Origin of the sequence: Pseudomonas sp. NPDC079086, from assembly GCF_044542155.1 — a bacterium.
Taxonomy (GTDB): Bacteria; Pseudomonadota; Gammaproteobacteria; order Pseudomonadales; family Pseudomonadaceae; genus Aquipseudomonas.
On record NZ_JBITTY010000001.1, the window covers coordinates 1,144,534 to 1,158,972 of the forward strand.

General features: G+C 59.9%; 16 protein-coding genes. 7 read left to right on the forward strand and 9 right to left on the reverse strand.

Annotated features, from left to right (window positions below):
- Window positions 1-84: 84 nt before the first annotated feature.
- On the forward strand, window positions 85-1,230 hold the full coding sequence (locus ACIGEK_RS05430; RefSeq protein WP_275960388.1) for a PilT/PilU family type 4a pilus ATPase: 1,146 nt from the start codon (window positions 85-87) through the stop codon (window positions 1,228-1,230).
- Here the strand turns inward: ACIGEK_RS05430 and ACIGEK_RS05435 are convergent.
- Together ACIGEK_RS05435 and ACIGEK_RS05440 are read right to left on the reverse strand one after the other, a co-directional pair.
- Complete coding sequence (locus ACIGEK_RS05435) at window positions 1,196-2,074, reverse strand: TIGR03915 family putative DNA repair protein (RefSeq protein WP_397492306.1); 879 nt, start codon at window positions 2,072-2,074, stop codon at window positions 1,196-1,198. The genes ACIGEK_RS05430 and ACIGEK_RS05435 overlap by 35 nt on opposite strands.
- Window positions 2,074-3,285 carry a putative DNA modification/repair radical SAM protein gene (locus tag ACIGEK_RS05440; RefSeq protein ID WP_397492307.1) on the reverse strand — a complete coding sequence of 404 codons (1,212 nt, stop codon included), beginning with the start codon at window positions 3,283-3,285 and terminating at the stop codon, window positions 2,074-2,076. The genes ACIGEK_RS05435 and ACIGEK_RS05440 overlap by 1 nt, the downstream gene beginning before the upstream one ends.
- Window positions 3,286-3,441: 156 nt before the next feature.
- On the opposite strand from ACIGEK_RS05440, the gene ACIGEK_RS05445 reads away from it, so the two are divergent.
- Complete coding sequence (locus ACIGEK_RS05445; protein ID WP_397492308.1) at window positions 3,442-3,840, forward strand: NINE protein; 399 nt, start codon at window positions 3,442-3,444, stop codon at window positions 3,838-3,840.
- Window positions 3,841-3,894: 54 nt separating this feature from the next.
- Here the strand turns inward: ACIGEK_RS05445 and ACIGEK_RS05450 are convergent, their stop codons facing one another.
- The 7 genes from ACIGEK_RS05450 to gshB all read right to left on the reverse strand — a co-directional run bounded on the left by ACIGEK_RS05450 (window position 3,895) and on the right by gshB (window position 9,724).
- Window positions 3,895-5,166, reverse strand: coding sequence for a dihydroorotase (locus ACIGEK_RS05450; protein WP_397492309.1), 1,272 nt, complete (start codon window positions 5,164-5,166; stop codon window positions 3,895-3,897).
- Entirely contained in the window at window positions 5,166-6,176 is a 1,011-nt protein-coding gene (locus ACIGEK_RS05455) for an aspartate carbamoyltransferase catalytic subunit (RefSeq protein WP_397492310.1), read from the reverse strand. Before ACIGEK_RS05455 ends, ACIGEK_RS05450 begins: the two co-directional genes overlap by 1 nt.
- Before the next feature lie 10 nt (window positions 6,177-6,186).
- Entirely contained in the window at window positions 6,187-6,693 is a 507-nt protein-coding gene (gene pyrR, locus ACIGEK_RS05460) for a bifunctional pyr operon transcriptional regulator/uracil phosphoribosyltransferase PyrR (RefSeq protein ID WP_397492311.1), read from the reverse strand.
- A gap of 31 nt (window positions 6,694-6,724) precedes the next feature.
- Window positions 6,725-7,168: a Holliday junction resolvase RuvX gene (gene ruvX, locus ACIGEK_RS05465; RefSeq protein WP_397492312.1), complete on the reverse strand. Its 444-nt coding sequence runs from the start codon at window positions 7,166-7,168 to the stop codon at window positions 6,725-6,727.
- Window positions 7,168-7,737 carry a YqgE/AlgH family protein gene (locus tag ACIGEK_RS05470; RefSeq protein WP_397492313.1) on the reverse strand — a complete coding sequence of 190 codons (570 nt, stop codon included), beginning with the start codon at window positions 7,735-7,737 and terminating at the stop codon, window positions 7,168-7,170. Before ACIGEK_RS05470 ends, ruvX begins: the two co-directional genes overlap by 1 nt.
- Window positions 7,738-7,808: 71 nt before the next feature.
- Complete coding sequence (locus ACIGEK_RS05475) at window positions 7,809-8,705, reverse strand: TonB family protein (RefSeq protein WP_397492314.1); 897 nt, start codon at window positions 8,703-8,705, stop codon at window positions 7,809-7,811.
- A 56-nt stretch (window positions 8,706-8,761) separates the two neighbouring features.
- A complete protein-coding gene (gene gshB / locus ACIGEK_RS05480) occupies window positions 8,762-9,724 on the reverse strand; it encodes a glutathione synthase (protein WP_397492315.1) in 963 nt (320 codons plus the stop codon).
- Between the two features lie 240 nt (window positions 9,725-9,964).
- Here gshB and pilG point away from each other — a divergent pair, with 240 nt between their 5' ends.
- The 5 genes from pilG to ACIGEK_RS05505 all read left to right on the forward strand — a co-directional run bounded on the left by pilG (window position 9,965) and on the right by ACIGEK_RS05505 (window position 14,423).
- A complete protein-coding gene (gene pilG / locus ACIGEK_RS05485) occupies window positions 9,965-10,372 on the forward strand; it encodes a twitching motility response regulator PilG (protein ID WP_275960399.1) in 408 nt (135 codons plus the stop codon).
- Window positions 10,373-10,419: 47 nt separating this feature from the next.
- Window positions 10,420-10,785, forward strand: coding sequence for a twitching motility response regulator PilH (pilH, locus tag ACIGEK_RS05490; RefSeq protein ID WP_090250086.1), 366 nt, complete (start codon window positions 10,420-10,422; stop codon window positions 10,783-10,785).
- Window positions 10,786-10,830: 45 nt separating this feature from the next.
- Window positions 10,831-11,367, forward strand: a complete 537-nt coding sequence (locus ACIGEK_RS05495) for a chemotaxis protein CheW (protein WP_397492316.1) — start codon at window positions 10,831-10,833, stop codon at window positions 11,365-11,367.
- Window positions 11,368-11,451: 84 nt separating this feature from the next.
- A complete protein-coding gene (locus ACIGEK_RS05500) occupies window positions 11,452-13,497 on the forward strand; it encodes a methyl-accepting chemotaxis protein (protein ID WP_397492317.1) in 2,046 nt (681 codons plus the stop codon).
- A gap of 68 nt (window positions 13,498-13,565) precedes the next feature.
- Window positions 13,566-14,423 (forward strand): protein-glutamate O-methyltransferase, encoded by an 858-nt coding sequence (locus ACIGEK_RS05505; RefSeq protein ID WP_397493086.1) that lies wholly within the window; start codon window positions 13,566-13,568, stop codon window positions 14,421-14,423.
- Window positions 14,424-14,439: the final 16 nt, after the last annotated feature.

Below are 14,439 nucleotides of genomic sequence, written 5' to 3' on the forward strand. Positions count from 1 at the left end.
CTGCCTGTCGGGTTCAGCCCAGCGGCAACCCACGCGCCTGCCGCTGGCCTTGCATAACCGCGCGATACACATGGGCGAACAACGATGGAATTCGAAAAACTGCTGCGCCTGATGGTGGAAAAGGGCGGCTCTGACCTGTTTATTACCGCTGGCGTGCCGCCGTCGATGAAGGTCAACGGCAAGATTATGCCGATCACCAAGACGCCCATGTCGCCGGAGCAGACCCGTGAAACCGTGCATGCGGTGATGAACGAGCAGCAGCGCCGCGACTTTACCGAAAATCACGAATGCAACTTCGCTATCAGCGCCCGTGGCGTTGGTCGTTTCCGCGTCAGTGCCTTCTACCAGCGCAACTTGGCCGGCATGGTGTTACGCCGTATCGAGACCAATATTCCGACGCTGGATGAGTTGAAGCTGCCAGAGATTCTCAAGAAGCTGGCCCTGACCAAGCGCGGTCTGGTGCTGTTCGTCGGTGCGACCGGTACCGGTAAATCGACCTCGCTGGCGGCGATGATTGGTTACCGCAACAAGAACAGCAGCGGCCACATCATCTCCATCGAAGACCCGATCGAATATATCCACCAGCACCAGAGCTGCATCGTTACCCAGCGTGAAGTCGGCATCGACACCGAGTCCTTCGAAGTCGCGCTAAAGAACACCCTGCGTCAGGCTCCGGACGTGATTCTGATCGGTGAGGTGCGTACCCGCGAAACCATGGATCACGCCGTGGCCTTCGCCGAAACCGGTCACCTGTGTCTTGCTACGCTGCACGCCAACAACGCTAACCAGGCGCTGGACCGCATCATCAACTTCTTCCCGGCGGATCGGCAGAACCAGGTGTGGATGGACCTGTCGCTCAACCTCAAGGCCATCGTCGCTCAGCAACTGATTCCCACCCCGGATGGCAAAGGCCGCCGTGCGGTGATCGAGGTATTGATCAATACCCCGCTGGCCGCCGACCTGATCCGCAAGGGTGAGGTGCACGAGCTCAAGGCGTTGATGAAACGCTCCACCGAGCAGGGCATGCAGACCTTCGACCAGGCGCTGTACAACCTCTACAGCCAGGGCGAGATCACCTACGAAGATGCGCTGCTGTACGCCGATTCGGCCAACGACTTGCGCCTGATGATCAAGCTCGGTTCGGAAACCGATGGCGATCACCTGAGCAGCATGGCTCAGGGCTTGTCGCTGGAAGTCAGCGAGGAAGATCCGGGTCGCCGCTTCCGCTGACTGCTGGCGGTTTCGCGTTGGTGTGGCGAATGCGTTTGCCGCCCTGGCGCGCGACGGCTTCGGCCTGGCCATCGCGTTGCGCGCCGGCGCGGGCCTGGCTCATCAGCTGTGGAATCAGCGGTCCTTCCGGCAGATTTTTCCAGAAGCGTACGGGCAGGCTAGTTTCCAGGGCGCTACGATTCAGCCGTGCCGGATTGAAGGTGCTGCCGTAATAGGCGAGCCACAGGGCCTCTCCCTCATCCTCGGGCGCTTGCGTGAGGTGTTGCCACTCGCTAGGGCAGGGGCGTTGGTAATACAGGCGCTGGCCATCCCAATACACTCCGTCATCCGGCGTGGCAATCAACCAAGTAGTGCGCCCCAGGCGCTCGGCAAAGTGGCCACTGGCGCTGGCCAGAATGTCGTGGGCAGGCTCATGCCAGGCCACCAATTGTGGTCCTTCGGCGTTCTCCGGGCGTGGGTGAAAGCGTAGAAAAGCATGCAGGTGATGGGCCTCGCGGCGCACTGCCTTGAGCCGTTTATGCAGCTGGCTGCCGTCGATATCACCCGGCAGCATGGCGGCGCGATCGCCCCGGGCGACACGCCATAGAATTCGATAGAGCAGGCTCCAGCGATCCTCTACGCGAAAGCGTGCGGCGCTCTGCAGCAGCTCAAGCAGCTGCTTGGGGATGCGTGGTGCGGGCGTTGCCGCATGAGTGCTGCTGGGTGCTGGTGTCTGACCAAATAGCCCACCACTGTCACCGTCACCCAGCCAGGTGACTTGGTGCGGCGGTACGCCTTGCTGCAGCAGGCTTCTGGCAACTTCACGCCAGCCAGCAAAGCTGCCATCGAACTGCGCGCTGTGCATCACCACAGTGCCATCTGTGCGGGCGTTTCGCTGAGCTGCTGGCGTAACAGCAGGGATTCGCGGCTGGCCTGCAGGGGGCGATAGTCCTGGGTGACGATAAAGGGCTTGGCTTTTTCCAGAGCGCAGCGCAGGCGCGTCAGGTCTTCAAAGCGGATGCGTTTCTGCCGGCGCAGGGCAACCAGGCGTTTCGCACTGAGCACGCCGATACCCGGCACACGGGCGATCATGGCCGGTTCGGCGCGATTGAGGTCGACGGGGAAGTGCTCACGGTTGTTCAGTGCCCAGGCCAGTTTGGGGTCGATATCCAGAGCCAGGTTGCCGGGGCCGATGAGCAGTTCGGAGGCGGAGAAACCGTAGCCGCGCATCAGGAAATCAGCCTGATACAGGCGGTGTTCGCGCAGCAAGGGCGGCGCTTCGAATGGCACGGTATTCGGACTTTGCGGGATTGGACTGAACGCTGAGTAATAAACTCGACGCAGGCGGTAGTCGTCGTAGAGCGAGGCTGCGGTGTGCAGGATGGTGCTGTCATCGGTGGCGTCGGCGCCAATGATCATCTGCGTGCTCTGGCCCGCCGGGGCGAAACGTGGCGCACGTATTTCCGCGCGGGCCTCGCTCTCGCCCTGGTGGATCGAGTGCATGGCCTGCTTGATTGTGAGCACTTTCTTTTCCGGGGCTAGGCGGATCAGGCTGGCTTCGGTGGGCAGCTCGATATTCACGCTGAGGCGGTCGGCGTAACGCCCGGCTTCGGCAATCAGCAATGGGTCTGCGTCGGGAATGGTTTTGAGGTGGATGTAGCCGCGAAACTCATGCTCTTCGCGCAGCAATTTGGCCACGCGGATCAGCTGCTCCATGGTGTAGTCGGCCGAGCGGATGATGCCGGAGCTGAGAAACAGCCCGCTGATGCAATTGCGTTTGTAGAAATCTAGAGTCAGGGTCACCACTTCTTCGGGGGTGAATCGCGCGCGCGGTACGTCACTGGAGCGGCGGTTGACGCAGTACTGGCAGTCATACAGGCAGAAGTTGGTTAGCAGGATTTTCAGCAAGGCCACGCAGCGCCCGTCCGGGGTGAAGCTGTGGCAGATGCCCATGCCATTGGTCGAACCTATTCCGCTTTTACCCTTGGAGCTGCGGTTGGGTGCGCCGCTGCTGGCGCAGGAGGCGTCGTACTTGGCGGCGTCGGCGAGGACGGTGAGTTTCTCGATCAGCTGCATGGTGCTGCCTGCTTAACTGGTTATGCATACAGTATTTAGTAATCCGGTGCAGGCTTCAAGCGTGGCGATGGTGCTGGCTGCGCTGGATTTCCCCAGGCGGCGAACCTTGCGTAGAGTGTGGCGTCAAAGTGTTATCAGTCATCAGGAGGCACGCATATGCAGCGGCAGGACACGCACAGCAAACTTATCGGCTATCTGCTGTGGATTTTCGGTTTTCTCGGGGCGCACCGCTTCTATTACGGTAAACCGGTGACCGGGACTATCTGGTTCTTCACCTTCGGTCTGCTGTTTATCGGCTGGATCGTTGATCTGTTTCTGATCCCGGCGATGGATCGCGAAGCCGATATGCGCTTTACCGCGGGCGACACCGACTACAACGTGGCTTGGATTCTACTGACCTTCCTCGGCATTTTCGGCGTGCACCGCATGTACCAGGGCAAGTGGATCACCGGGATCATCTATTTATTCACCGGTGGTCTATTCCTGCTCGGTGTGCTGTATGACTTCTGGACGCTGAACACTCAGGTGTCGATCAAGAATGCCCAGCGCGGCTGATTCTCCGGCACACAAAAAATCCCGCCATGGCGGGATTTTTTGTGTGGTCAGGTTTTAAGCCTGGTAGCTGACGTGCCCGTCCACCAAGGTGTAACGCACGGCGCTGGGCAGGCAATGGCCGATAAATGGACAGTTGGCACCTTTCGAATACCAGATTTCACCAGCCAGGGTCGAGGCCTGTGGGTCAAACAGCAGCAGGTCGGCGGGTGCGCCCACGCTCAGTTTGCCGGCTGGCAGACGCAGCGCTTGCGCTGGGCCGCTGCTCAGGCGGGCGAGCAGGGCGGGTAGGTCGAGCAGGCCATCCTGTACCAGGCTCATGGCCAGCGGCAGTAACAGTTGCACGCTGCTGATACCTGGTTCGGTGGCACCGAAGGGTGCCAGCTTGGCGTCGCGCTCATGCGGCTGATGGTGGCTTGAGATAGCGCTGATCACGCCGTTTTTCACCGCAGCGCGCAGACCGTCGCGGTCGGCAGCGGTGCGCAGCGGTGGTTGCACGTGGTAAAGGCTGGAGAAATCACTCAGCGCTTCGTCGGTGAGAATCAGCTGATATAAGGCCACATCAGCGGTGACCTGCAGGCCACGGGCTTGAGCCTCGGCGATCAGCTGGGCGCCACGTGCGCTGGTCAGCTGGCTGAAATGCGCACGCACACCCGTCTGCTCGACCAGTAACAGGTCGCGGGCCAGGGCCACGGTTTCCGCAGTTTCCGGAATGCCTGGCAGGCCGAGGAAGCTGGCGGTGGCACCCTCGTGGGCCAGGCCGCCATCGGCCAGATCATGATCCTGGGAGTGGAAGATCACCGTCAGGTCGAAGGTGGCTGCGTATTCCAGGGCGCGGCGCAGGGTGCGGTTATTGCGAAAGCTGACCAGGCCGTTGCCGAAAGCCACGCAACCGGCGTCGCGCAGCGCAACGAGTTCTGCCAGCTGCTCGCCTTCCAGGCCTTTGCTCAATGCGCCAATCGGGAACACTTTGGTGTGCCCGGCTTCGCGGGCGCGGTCGAGGATCAGCTCGGCTACAGCTGGCGTGTCCAGCACGGGTTTGGTGAAGGGCGGGCAGCACAGGCTGGTCACGCCGCCGGCTGCTGCGGCCAGGGTTTCCGTGGCGATGCTGCCTTTGCGGCTATAGCCCGGCTCGCGCAAGGCAACGTTGAGGTCGACCAGGCCCGGTGCGGCGATCAGCCCCTCGGCGTCAATACTCTGCTCGGCGATGAAGCTGGCTGGCGCCTGGCCAATGGCGATAATTTTGCCGCTTTCGATATAGATATCGGCAAGCTGATCGAAGCCGCAGCTAGGGTCGATAACGCGGGCACCGAGGATACGGATGCGCATCAGTTTTGCTCCTCGGCATCTAGGTTGAGTTGGCGTTGCGCAGTTTGCCCGCTCATGGCCATGGACAGCACGGCCATGCGCACGGCAATGCCGTAGGTGACCTGGTTGAGAATCACCGATTGCGGGCCATCAGCCACCGCCGACTCGATCTCTACACCGCGGTTGATCGGCCCTGGGTGCATGACCAGAGCATCCGGTTTGGCGAGTTTCAGGCGGTCTTCGGTGAGGCCGAATAGGCGGTAGAACTCGCCTTCACTCGGCAGCAGGCCTCCGGTCATGCGTTCGCGTTGCAGGCGCAGCATGATCACCACGTCGACATCCTTGAGACCAGTGGCCATGTCGCTGTAAACGGTGACGCCGTATTGCTCAATACCGACCGGCAGCAGGGTTTTCGGCGCAATCACGCGGATGTCTGGGCAGCCGAGGGTTTTCAGCGCAAGCATATTCGAGCGCGCCACTCGTGAGTGCAGGATGTCGCCGACTATCGCCACCGAGAGGTTCTCGAAGCTGCCTTTGTGTCGGCGTATGGTCAGCATGTCGAGCATGCCCTGAGTCGGGTGGGCGTGGCGGCCGTCACCACCGTTGATGATCGCCAAATTCGGGCACACATGCTCGGCAATAAAGTGTGCGGCACCTGAGTCAGCGTGGCGCACGACGAAGATGTCGGCGGCCATTGCTTCGAGGTTGCGCAGGGTGTCGAACAGGGTTTCGCCCTTACTGGTCGAACTGGTCGAGACGTTGAGGCTGATCACGTCTGCGGACAGGCGCTGGGCCGCGAGTTCGAAGGTGGTTCGGGTGCGCGTGGAGTTCTCGAAGAACACGTTGCACACGGTCTTGCCGCGCAGCAGCGGGACTTTCTTCACCGCGCGGGCGCCGACTTCGAGGAAGGAGTCGGCGGTGTCGAGGATTTCCGTCAGCAGCTCGCGGGGCAGGCCGTCGAGGGACAGGAAGTGGCGCAGTTGGCCTTGGTCATTCAGCTGCAGCGGGCGCTTGGCGGCTATGGTCGTCATCTGGCGAGTCTCAGTTGGCAAGCGTCTGGAGTTCGAGGGTCAGCGGCGTGGGGCCGGACAATTTTACCCGCTGATCCGCCGCCAGCGACAGGGTTGCGCCGACCACATCCGGGCGCACCGGCAGCTCGCGGGCATTTAGGTCGAGCAGGCTGGCCAGGGTCACGCTGGCCGGACGGCCGTAATCGAATAGTTCATTTAGCGCGGCGCGGATGGTGCGGCCACTCATCAGTACGTCGTCTATCAGCACCAGGTGCTGGCCTTCGATCTCGAACGGCAGCTCGGACGGCTGCACTTGTGGATGCAGGCCGTTCTGGGTGAAGTCGTCACGGTAGAAGGACACATCGAGAATACCCAGCGCGTCGTCGCGGCCTAGGGCTTCCAGCAGCGCCTGGGCAACCCAGACGCCACCTGTGCGGATGCCGATAAAGCGCGGTTCGCTGATCTGCCGCTGGTTAAGGTGGCTCGTCAGGGCGGCGGCCATTTGCGGCAGTAGTTCCGCCGGGTTGGGTAAACTCATGGCAACACTCCAGATGCAGTCTTAGTGGGGGTTAGCCCAGGCAATTTTCTTCGAGCCAGCCTTGCAGCAGTAAGGCGGCTGCGAGTGCATCGACCGGGCGCTCGCGGTAGCCGCTGTTCTGCCCTTGCTGCAGGCGCTGGCCTTTGGCTTCATAGGTGGTCAGGCGTTCGTCGTGGGTGTGCACGGGCAGGTTAAAGCGGCCATTGAGCCGGCGGGCGAATTTCTCGGCGCGGTCGCTCATCTCGCTTTTCGTGCCGTCCATGTTCAATGGCAGACCGACGACGATGGCGTCCGGTTGCCATTCCTTGATCAGCGCTTCGACCATTTGCCAGTCAGGCACGCCGTTTTGTGCCTTGAGGATGCACAGCTCGCGTGCCTGGCCGGTGATGACCTGGCCGACCGCAACGCCGATCTGTTTGCTGCCGTAATCGAAACCCAGCAGCAGGCGTAGCGGTTTTGCCTTCGACTCGGTCATCAGGCGTGCCCGGCTTGTGAGGTGAGTAGGCTGAGATTGATCCCCAGGCGCGCGGCGGCGGCATTCAAGCGTTGGTCGAAGGGCAAGTCGAAAAGGATGGCGTTGTCGGCTGGGCAGGTTAACCAGGCATTGTCGGCCAGTTCGGCTTCCAGCTGGCCAGCCTCCCAGCCGGCGTAGCCGAGGGTGATCAGGTATTTGTCCGGGCCGCTGCCGTCGGCAATCGCAAACAGCACGTCCTGCGAGGTCGACAGGCCCAGCCCGCCCAGCTCTAGGGTGGCCTGAAACTGCGGGCCGCTGGGATGCAGCACAAAGCCGCGGTCGGTTTGCACCGGGCCGCCGGTAAAGATCGGTAGGCTCTGGCAGAGCACGGGCGGCTCGTCATCCGGGCGCAACTGTTCGAGTACGTCAGCCAGGTTGAGGCCGTTGGGCTTGTTGATCACCAGGCCCATGGCGCCGAACTCGTTATGGTCGATCAGGTAGGTGACGGTCTGCGCGAAATGCGGATCGGCCATGTGCGGCATGGCGATCAGGAAATGATGTTTGAGGTAGCTGGGGCTGGCGTCTTTCATGGGCGTTAGTTTCAGGCTTCAGGCCATTGGCTTCAAGCGCGACGCGGTATCGCGGGGTAACAATCTGCCAATCAGTTGCTCGACAGACGGTCGCCGCGTTCGAAGCGCCAGGTGCGGATGATTTCCAGGCGATCGACATCGGCCAGGTCACCGGTAAACGGCGCGAACGGTGCGGCCAGGCGTACGATGCGCAGAGCTGCCTGGTCGAGCGTGCGCTGTCCTGAGGATTCCAGTACCTGCACTTCGTACAGGGTACCGTCGCGGTTGATCGACACCAGCAGGCGCAGGCTGCCGTAAATGCCCTGGCGGCGCGCTTCATCCGGATAATTAAGGTTGCCCACCCGTTCGACCTTCTTGCGCCACTCATCCTTATACCAGGCGCCTTTGTCACGCATGGTTGAGGCAGCGTTGAGGCGGTGAATCTTCGGGCGCTTGGCGTACTGCTGAACTTCCTGAGCTAATTCGGCTTCCAGGCTGGCGATTTCCGAAGACAGTTGCGCGCTGTCGAACACCGGCGCTGGCCGGGCTTGCGGCGTGGGCTTGGCTTCTTCGCGTTTGACCGGGGTTTTCTGCTGTTGCGGGGCGCGGGTGGCGACTGCTGCTTTGGGGGCTTGCTGGCGTACAGCGGGCTGCTGTGGCGCGGCGGGCGGAGTAACGCGCTTGACTTCGCTGTCCTGAAACAGCGCCTGCTCAGTGGTTTTTGGTGCGGCCTTGTGTTCCAGGGTACCGCTGCCTTGCTGGTTGTCCTGGGCGAGGAAATCGGCCTCTTTAGGCTTTTCTTCGCTTTTAAAGGTGGAGAGAGTGATTTCCAGAGTTTTACTTATTTGGCTCGGCTCGGCCAGGGTAAAGCCCAGGCCGAGGATCAGCGCGGCATGCAGCACTGCAGCGAGGAACAAGGTGAAGCCCAGGCGGTCCGCCGGCTGTACGCCGGCGCTGGAAAGTTCAGGGAGTTGGGCTGCTGCGTTCATCGCGTGTCGGGTCTGCTCAGGTTGCCGCGCAGTCTGCCGAGGGCGCATGGAAAAGTCTATGAAGCACTGCGCGCATTGAGCTTCTCGGCAATCTTGTCCATCAGCTGCTCGCCGATACGCGTATCGAAAGCAGCGTCGATCTCGCGGATGCAGGTCGGGCTGGTCACGTTGATCTCGGTCAGGTGCTCGCCGATCACGTCCAGGCCCACGAAAAACAAGCCTTTCTCGCGTAGAGTCGGGCCGACAGCGGCGGCGATTTCACGGTCGCGTTCGGTCAGCGGCCTGGCTTCGCCACGCCCGCCGGCGGCGAGGTTGCCACGGGTTTCGCCGGCCGCTGGGATGCGCGCTAGGCAATAAGGCACAGGCTCGCCATCAATCATCAGAATGCGTTTGTCGCCATCCTTGATCGCCGGCAGGTACCCCTGGGCCATGATCTGCTGCTGGCCGTGGTTGGTCAGGGTCTCGAGAATCACGGAAAGGTTGGGATCGCCCTCGCGATGGCGAAATATCATCGATCCGCCCATTCCATCGAGGGGTTTGAGAATGATGTCACGCTGCTCTTTGGCAAACTCGCGCAGAATGTCGGCCCTGCGGCTGACCACGGTCGGCGGTGTGTATTGGCTGAACTGAGTGGCAAAGTACTTTTCATTACAGTCGCGCAGACTTTGCGGGCGGTTGACCACCAGAACGCCTGCTTGCTCGGCTTGTTCCAGTAGGTAGGTGGAGTAGACAAACTCGTTATCGAAGGGCGGATCCTTGCGCATCAGGATCACGTCCAGCTCGCTTAGCGCGATATCCTGCTCGTTACCCAGTTCGAACCAGCGCTGTGGGTCGTTGAATACGCTAAGCTCTGAAAGTCGAGCGCGTGCTTCGCCCTTGGCTTGGTAAAGATCTTTTTGTTCCATATAGAAGAGGGTCCAGCCGCGCGCTTGGGCGGCCAGTAACATGGCCAGCGAGCTGTCCTTCTTGAAGGCGATCTGGGCGATGGGGTCCATGACAATGCCGAGGCGGACGCTCATGGCGGTATTCTCCGTAAAATGGCAGCGATTAAAGTGTGTTAAAGCGTGATGTGGCGTCAGGGTGGCGCTGGCAAGTCGGGTGGTCAAGGAAAAACCTTGGCCCCGCGTGGCTTATAGATTGCATCTGGAGAGTGTGCTAAAAAGGCCCAACGATTGGGTTGTAGCCCGTCGGTGACAGGGCCTCAGGCGCACTGATATAACGCAAAAATAACGACTCACCGAGGCGATGGTAGGGCAAACATGGAACAGCATTCCGAGGGTTTGAGGGTGATGGTGATCGACGATTCGAAAACGATTCGTCGTACCGCGGAAACCCTGCTGAAAAAGGTGGGCTGCGAGGTAATTACTGCAGTTGACGGCTTCGATGCTTTGGCAAAGATCGCCGATACCCATCCGAACATCATTTTTGTCGACATTATGATGCCGCGGCTCGATGGCTATCAGACCTGTGCCTTGATCAAGAACAACAGCGCTTTCAAATCCACCCCGGTGATCATGCTGTCTTCCAAAGACGGTCTGTTCGATAAAGCCAAGGGTCGCATCGTTGGCTCCGATCAATACCTGACCAAGCCCTTCAGTAAAGAAGAGCTGCTCGGTGCGATCAAAGCGCATGTGCCTAACTTTGTACCGGTGGAACAAGCGTCCTGACGCCTGGCTGAATAGCTAAGCGCCTTTTTAAAGTATTGGGAAACACCATGGCTCGAATTCTGATTGTTGATGACTCGCCGACTGAAATGTACAAACTGACCGCTATGCTGGAAAAGCACGGTCATCAGGTGCTCAAGGCAGAAAATGGCGCTGACGGCGTTGCTCTGGCACGCCAGGAAAAGCCGGACGCTGTGCTGATGGATATCGTCATGCCTGGCCTCAACGGTTTTCAGGCGACCCGTCAGTTGACCAAGGATGCGGACACCAGCCACATCCCGGTGATTATCGTCACCACCAAGGATCAGGAAACTGACAAGGTCTGGGGTAAGCGCCAGGGCGCGAAGGATTACCTGACCAAGCCGGTTGATGAAGACACCCTGGTTAAAACCTTGAATGCGGTATTGGCCGGCTAAAACCGGGTCAGTCCGCAATTTAAAAAGAATAAGGCCGCAGCTGGCATGTCGGACGCGCAAACACCTTTTCAAACACTTCAGGATATCGACAGGCTCTGTCGTTCGTTGGCTGCTGGCTTGCCTTCGCAGCAAGCGGTGGTGCAGACCTGGAGTGGTATCGGTTTTCGCATGGGTGAGCGTTTTTTCGTCGCGCCCATGGGCGAGGTTGGCGAGGTGTTGCATGAGCCGCGCCATACCCTGCTGCCTGGCGTGAAAAGCTGGGTCAAGGGCGTGGCCAACGTGCGTGGTCGCCTGTTGCCGGTGATGGACCTGTGCGGTTTTTTCGGCAGTGAGCTGTCGCCACTGCGCAAGAAACGCCGAGTTCTGGTGGTAGATCACCAGGAAGTCTTTGCTGGCCTGACGGTCGATGAAGTGTTCGGCATGCAGCATTTTCCTGTGGACACCTTCTCTGAGCAGCTGCCGCCGCTCGAGGCGTCCATAGCACCTTTTATCCACGGAGTATTTCAACGTGAACAGCCCTGGTTGGTGTTCAGCCCACACGCGCTGGCCCAGAATCCGGGTTTTCTCGACGTGGCGTATTAACAGTTTATCGGTGGGGTCGGCTTTGCCGGCCTTTTGGCGTTACATGGGAACCGTAGTGCGGTCGGTCCAGGCGGGGGCCAGTAAATGAAAAAACTAAATGCAGGTAATTTGTTAGCAGGTGCGCGCAGTAGCACATTGATTGCAGGGCTGTTTATTGTCCTGATCGTTTCGATCGTGCTGTTGTTCGCCAACTTCGCCTACATCAACACCCAATCCAACTACGACACGGAGTACATCGGTCACGCCGGTGAGCTGCGCGTACTGTCCCAGCGTATCGCGAAAAACTCCACGGAAGCGGCGGCCGGTACGGCCGAAGCGTTCGCCTTGCTGCGTGATGCGCGCAACGACTTCCAGACCCGCTGGGGTTATTTGACCGACGGTAACGAGGAAAGCGGGCTGCCTGCAGCGCCGGAATCCCTGCAGCCACAGATCGCTGTGGTGCAGCAGGACTGGGATACGCTGCGGCAGAACACCGACGCCATTCTGGCCAACGAACAGACTGTACTGTCGTTGCACCAGGTAGCTGCTACCCTGGCGGAAACCATTCCGCAGCTGCAGGTCGAGTACGAAGAAGTGGTCGACATTCTGCTGGAAAGTGGCGCGCCGGCGGCTCAGGTCTCGGTAGCTCAGCGTCAATCCTTGCTGGCAGAACGTATCCTTGGTTCGGTAAACAAGGTACTCGCCGGTGACCAAGATTCGGTGCAGGCTGCCGACATGTTCGGTCGCGATGCCAGCCTGTTCGGTCGCGTATTGAGCGCGATGCTTGAAGGCAACGCTGCGATGGAAATCACCCAGGTAGGCGACGAGGAAGCCCTCGAGCGTCTGGCGGAAATTTCTGAGCTATTCGAATTCGTATCCGGTTCGGTGGACGAAATCCTCGAAACCTCGCCTGAACTGTTTCAGGTGCGCGAATCTGCCAACGTGATCTTCAGCGTTTCGCAAACCCTCCTGGACAAGGCTTCCGATCTGGCTGTCGGTTTTGATGACCTGGCCACCGGTCGCGCCATCAACACCCTGATCGGTTACGTGCTTGGTGCTCTGGCGCTTGGTTCGATCATCCTGATCGGCCTGGTGATGGTGCGTGAAACCAACCGTCGTCTGGCATCCACCGCCGAGAAGAACGAACGTAACCAGGCGGCGATTCTGCGACTGCTCGACGAAATCGCCGACCTTGCAGACGGTGACTTGACCGTGGCCGCGACGGTAACCGAAGACTTTACCGGCGCCATCGCTGACTCCATCAACTACTCCATCGACCAGCTGCGTGACCTGGTAGCAACGATCAACCTGACCGCCGTTCAGGTAGCCGGTGCGGCCCAGGAAACTCAGGCCACTGCGATGCACTTGGCTGAGGCTTCCGAGCACCAGGCTCAGGAAATTGCCGGTGCTTCTGCGGCGATCAACGAAATGGCCGTGTCGATTGACCAGGTATCGGCGAACGCCTCGGAGTCCTCCGCGGTAGCGGAACGCTCCGTAGCCATCGCCAACAAAGGCAACGAAGTGGTGCACAACACCATCACCGGCATGGATAACATCCGTGAGCAGATCCAGGACACCTCCAAGCGTATTAAACGCCTCGGTGAATCGTCCCAGGAGATCGGTGACATCGTTAGCCTGATTAACGACATTGCTGACCAGACCAACATCCTCGCACTGAATGCCGCGATCCAGGCCTCCATGGCGGGTGACGCGGGTCGAGGCTTCGCCGTGGTAGCGGACGAAGTACAACGCCTCGCAGAACGTTCGTCTGCTGCAACCAAGCAGATCGAAGCGCTGGTTAAGACGATTCAGACTGACACCAACGAAGCCGTTATCTCGATGGAGCAAACGACTTCCGAAGTGGTGCGCGGTGCTCGTCTGGCGCAGGACGCCGGGGTTGCACTGGAAGAGATCGAAAAGGTATCGAAAACCCTTGCGGCCTTGATTCAGAACATCTCCAACGCTGCTCGCCAGCAGGCATCGTCGGCGGGCCACATTTCCAACACCATGAACGTGATCCAGGAAATTACCTCGCAAACCTCCTCCGGTACCACTGCCACCGCCAAGAGCATTGGTAACCTGGCCAAGATGGCCAGTGAGATGCGTAAGTCGGTATCCGGCTTTACCTTGCCGGGTGGGGAGCAGGCTTAACCTGGTGCCACGCGGCAGGCTGAAAAGCCTGTCGCACAAGGACTATGGCCGTGAGCGAGGGGCACGACATGCAGTCAGGCGTCTGGGCCTTGCAGCCTTTGGCAGACATGACAGCCACGGAGTTCCGTGACTGGCAGACGCTGCTCGAGGAGCGCACCGGGGTCGTTCTTAATGAACGGCGGCGGGCGTTTCTGCAAACCAATCTGAGTGCGCGGATGCGCGAGCTGGGCGTTATGGATTACGCCACGTATTACCGGCAGGTAACCGATGGCCCCCGCGGTGCGGTGGAGTGGTCGACCCTGCTGGATCGGCTGACTGTGCAGGAAACCCGTTTCTTTCGTCATCGCCCCTCCTTTGAAGTGCTCGAAAGCTATTTGCGCGAGCGTTTGCAGCAGGGCGTGACACAGCCTTGGGAGCTATGGAGTGTTGGCTGTGCCAGCGGCGAAGAACCTTATTCTTTGGCTATTAGTGCCGCTGAGGTTATGCGTGAAAGTGAACATCCGGATCATTTCGGGGTAACAGGCACTGATATAAGCCTGAATGCCTTGAGCAAGGCACGCGATGGCCAATATGGCGCGCGTCGTCTGGAACAGTTGGAAACCGATCTGTGCCAGCGCTACTTCCTGGCCCAGGACGATGGACGTTTCAAAGTGGTGCCGAATTTGGCTGCGCGCGTGTGTTGCGCCCGGCTTAATGTGCTGGAGCTAGCCAAGGCGCCGATGTCCGGAATGGACGTTATTTTTTGTCAGAACTTGTTGATCTATTTTCGTCGCTGGCGTCGCCGCGAGATCCTCAACCGCCTGGCCGAGCGCCTGGTACCTGGAGGGTTGCTGGTGATAGGAGTGGGCGAAGTGGCAGGTTGGCAGCATCCGGAGTTGATCCCGGTAGCCGACGAGCGAGTGCTGGCGTTTACCCGCAAGGGATAACAGGCTGTTGAAAAGC

Bases quoted from the DNA above. Each gene is read 5' to 3' on its own strand.
- ACIGEK_RS05430 (WP_275960388.1), top strand. From the start codon at position 85: ATGGAATTCGAAAAACTGCTGCGCCTGATGGTGGAAAAGGGCGGCTCT.
- ACIGEK_RS05435 (WP_397492306.1), bottom strand. From the start codon at position 2,074: ATGCACAGCGCGCAGTTCGATGGCAGCTTTGCTGGCTGGCGTGAAGTT.
- ACIGEK_RS05440 (WP_397492307.1), bottom strand. From the start codon at position 3,285: ATGCAGCTGATCGAGAAACTCACCGTCCTCGCCGACGCCGCCAAGTAC.
- ACIGEK_RS05445 (WP_397492308.1), top strand. From the start codon at position 3,442: ATGCAGCGGCAGGACACGCACAGCAAACTTATCGGCTATCTGCTGTGG.
- ACIGEK_RS05450 (WP_397492309.1), bottom strand. From the start codon at position 5,166: ATGCGCATCCGTATCCTCGGTGCCCGCGTTATCGACCCTAGCTGCGGC.
- ACIGEK_RS05455 (WP_397492310.1), bottom strand. From the start codon at position 6,176: ATGACGACCATAGCCGCCAAGCGCCCGCTGCAGCTGAATGACCAAGGC.
- pyrR (WP_397492311.1), bottom strand. From the start codon at position 6,693: ATGAGTTTACCCAACCCGGCGGAACTACTGCCGCAAATGGCCGCCGCC.
- ruvX (WP_397492312.1), bottom strand. From the start codon at position 7,168: ATGACCGAGTCGAAGGCAAAACCGCTACGCCTGCTGCTGGGTTTCGAT.
- ACIGEK_RS05470 (WP_397492313.1), bottom strand. From the start codon at position 7,737: ATGAAAGACGCCAGCCCCAGCTACCTCAAACATCATTTCCTGATCGCC.
- ACIGEK_RS05475 (WP_397492314.1), bottom strand. From the start codon at position 8,705: ATGAACGCAGCAGCCCAACTCCCTGAACTTTCCAGCGCCGGCGTACAG.
- gshB (WP_397492315.1), bottom strand. From the start codon at position 9,724: ATGAGCGTCCGCCTCGGCATTGTCATGGACCCCATCGCCCAGATCGCC.
- pilG (WP_275960399.1), top strand. From the start codon at position 9,965: ATGGAACAGCATTCCGAGGGTTTGAGGGTGATGGTGATCGACGATTCG.
- pilH (WP_090250086.1), top strand. From the start codon at position 10,420: ATGGCTCGAATTCTGATTGTTGATGACTCGCCGACTGAAATGTACAAA.
- ACIGEK_RS05495 (WP_397492316.1), top strand. From the start codon at position 10,831: ATGTCGGACGCGCAAACACCTTTTCAAACACTTCAGGATATCGACAGG.
- ACIGEK_RS05500 (WP_397492317.1), top strand. From the start codon at position 11,452: ATGAAAAAACTAAATGCAGGTAATTTGTTAGCAGGTGCGCGCAGTAGC.
- ACIGEK_RS05505 (WP_397493086.1), top strand. From the start codon at position 13,566: ATGCAGTCAGGCGTCTGGGCCTTGCAGCCTTTGGCAGACATGACAGCC.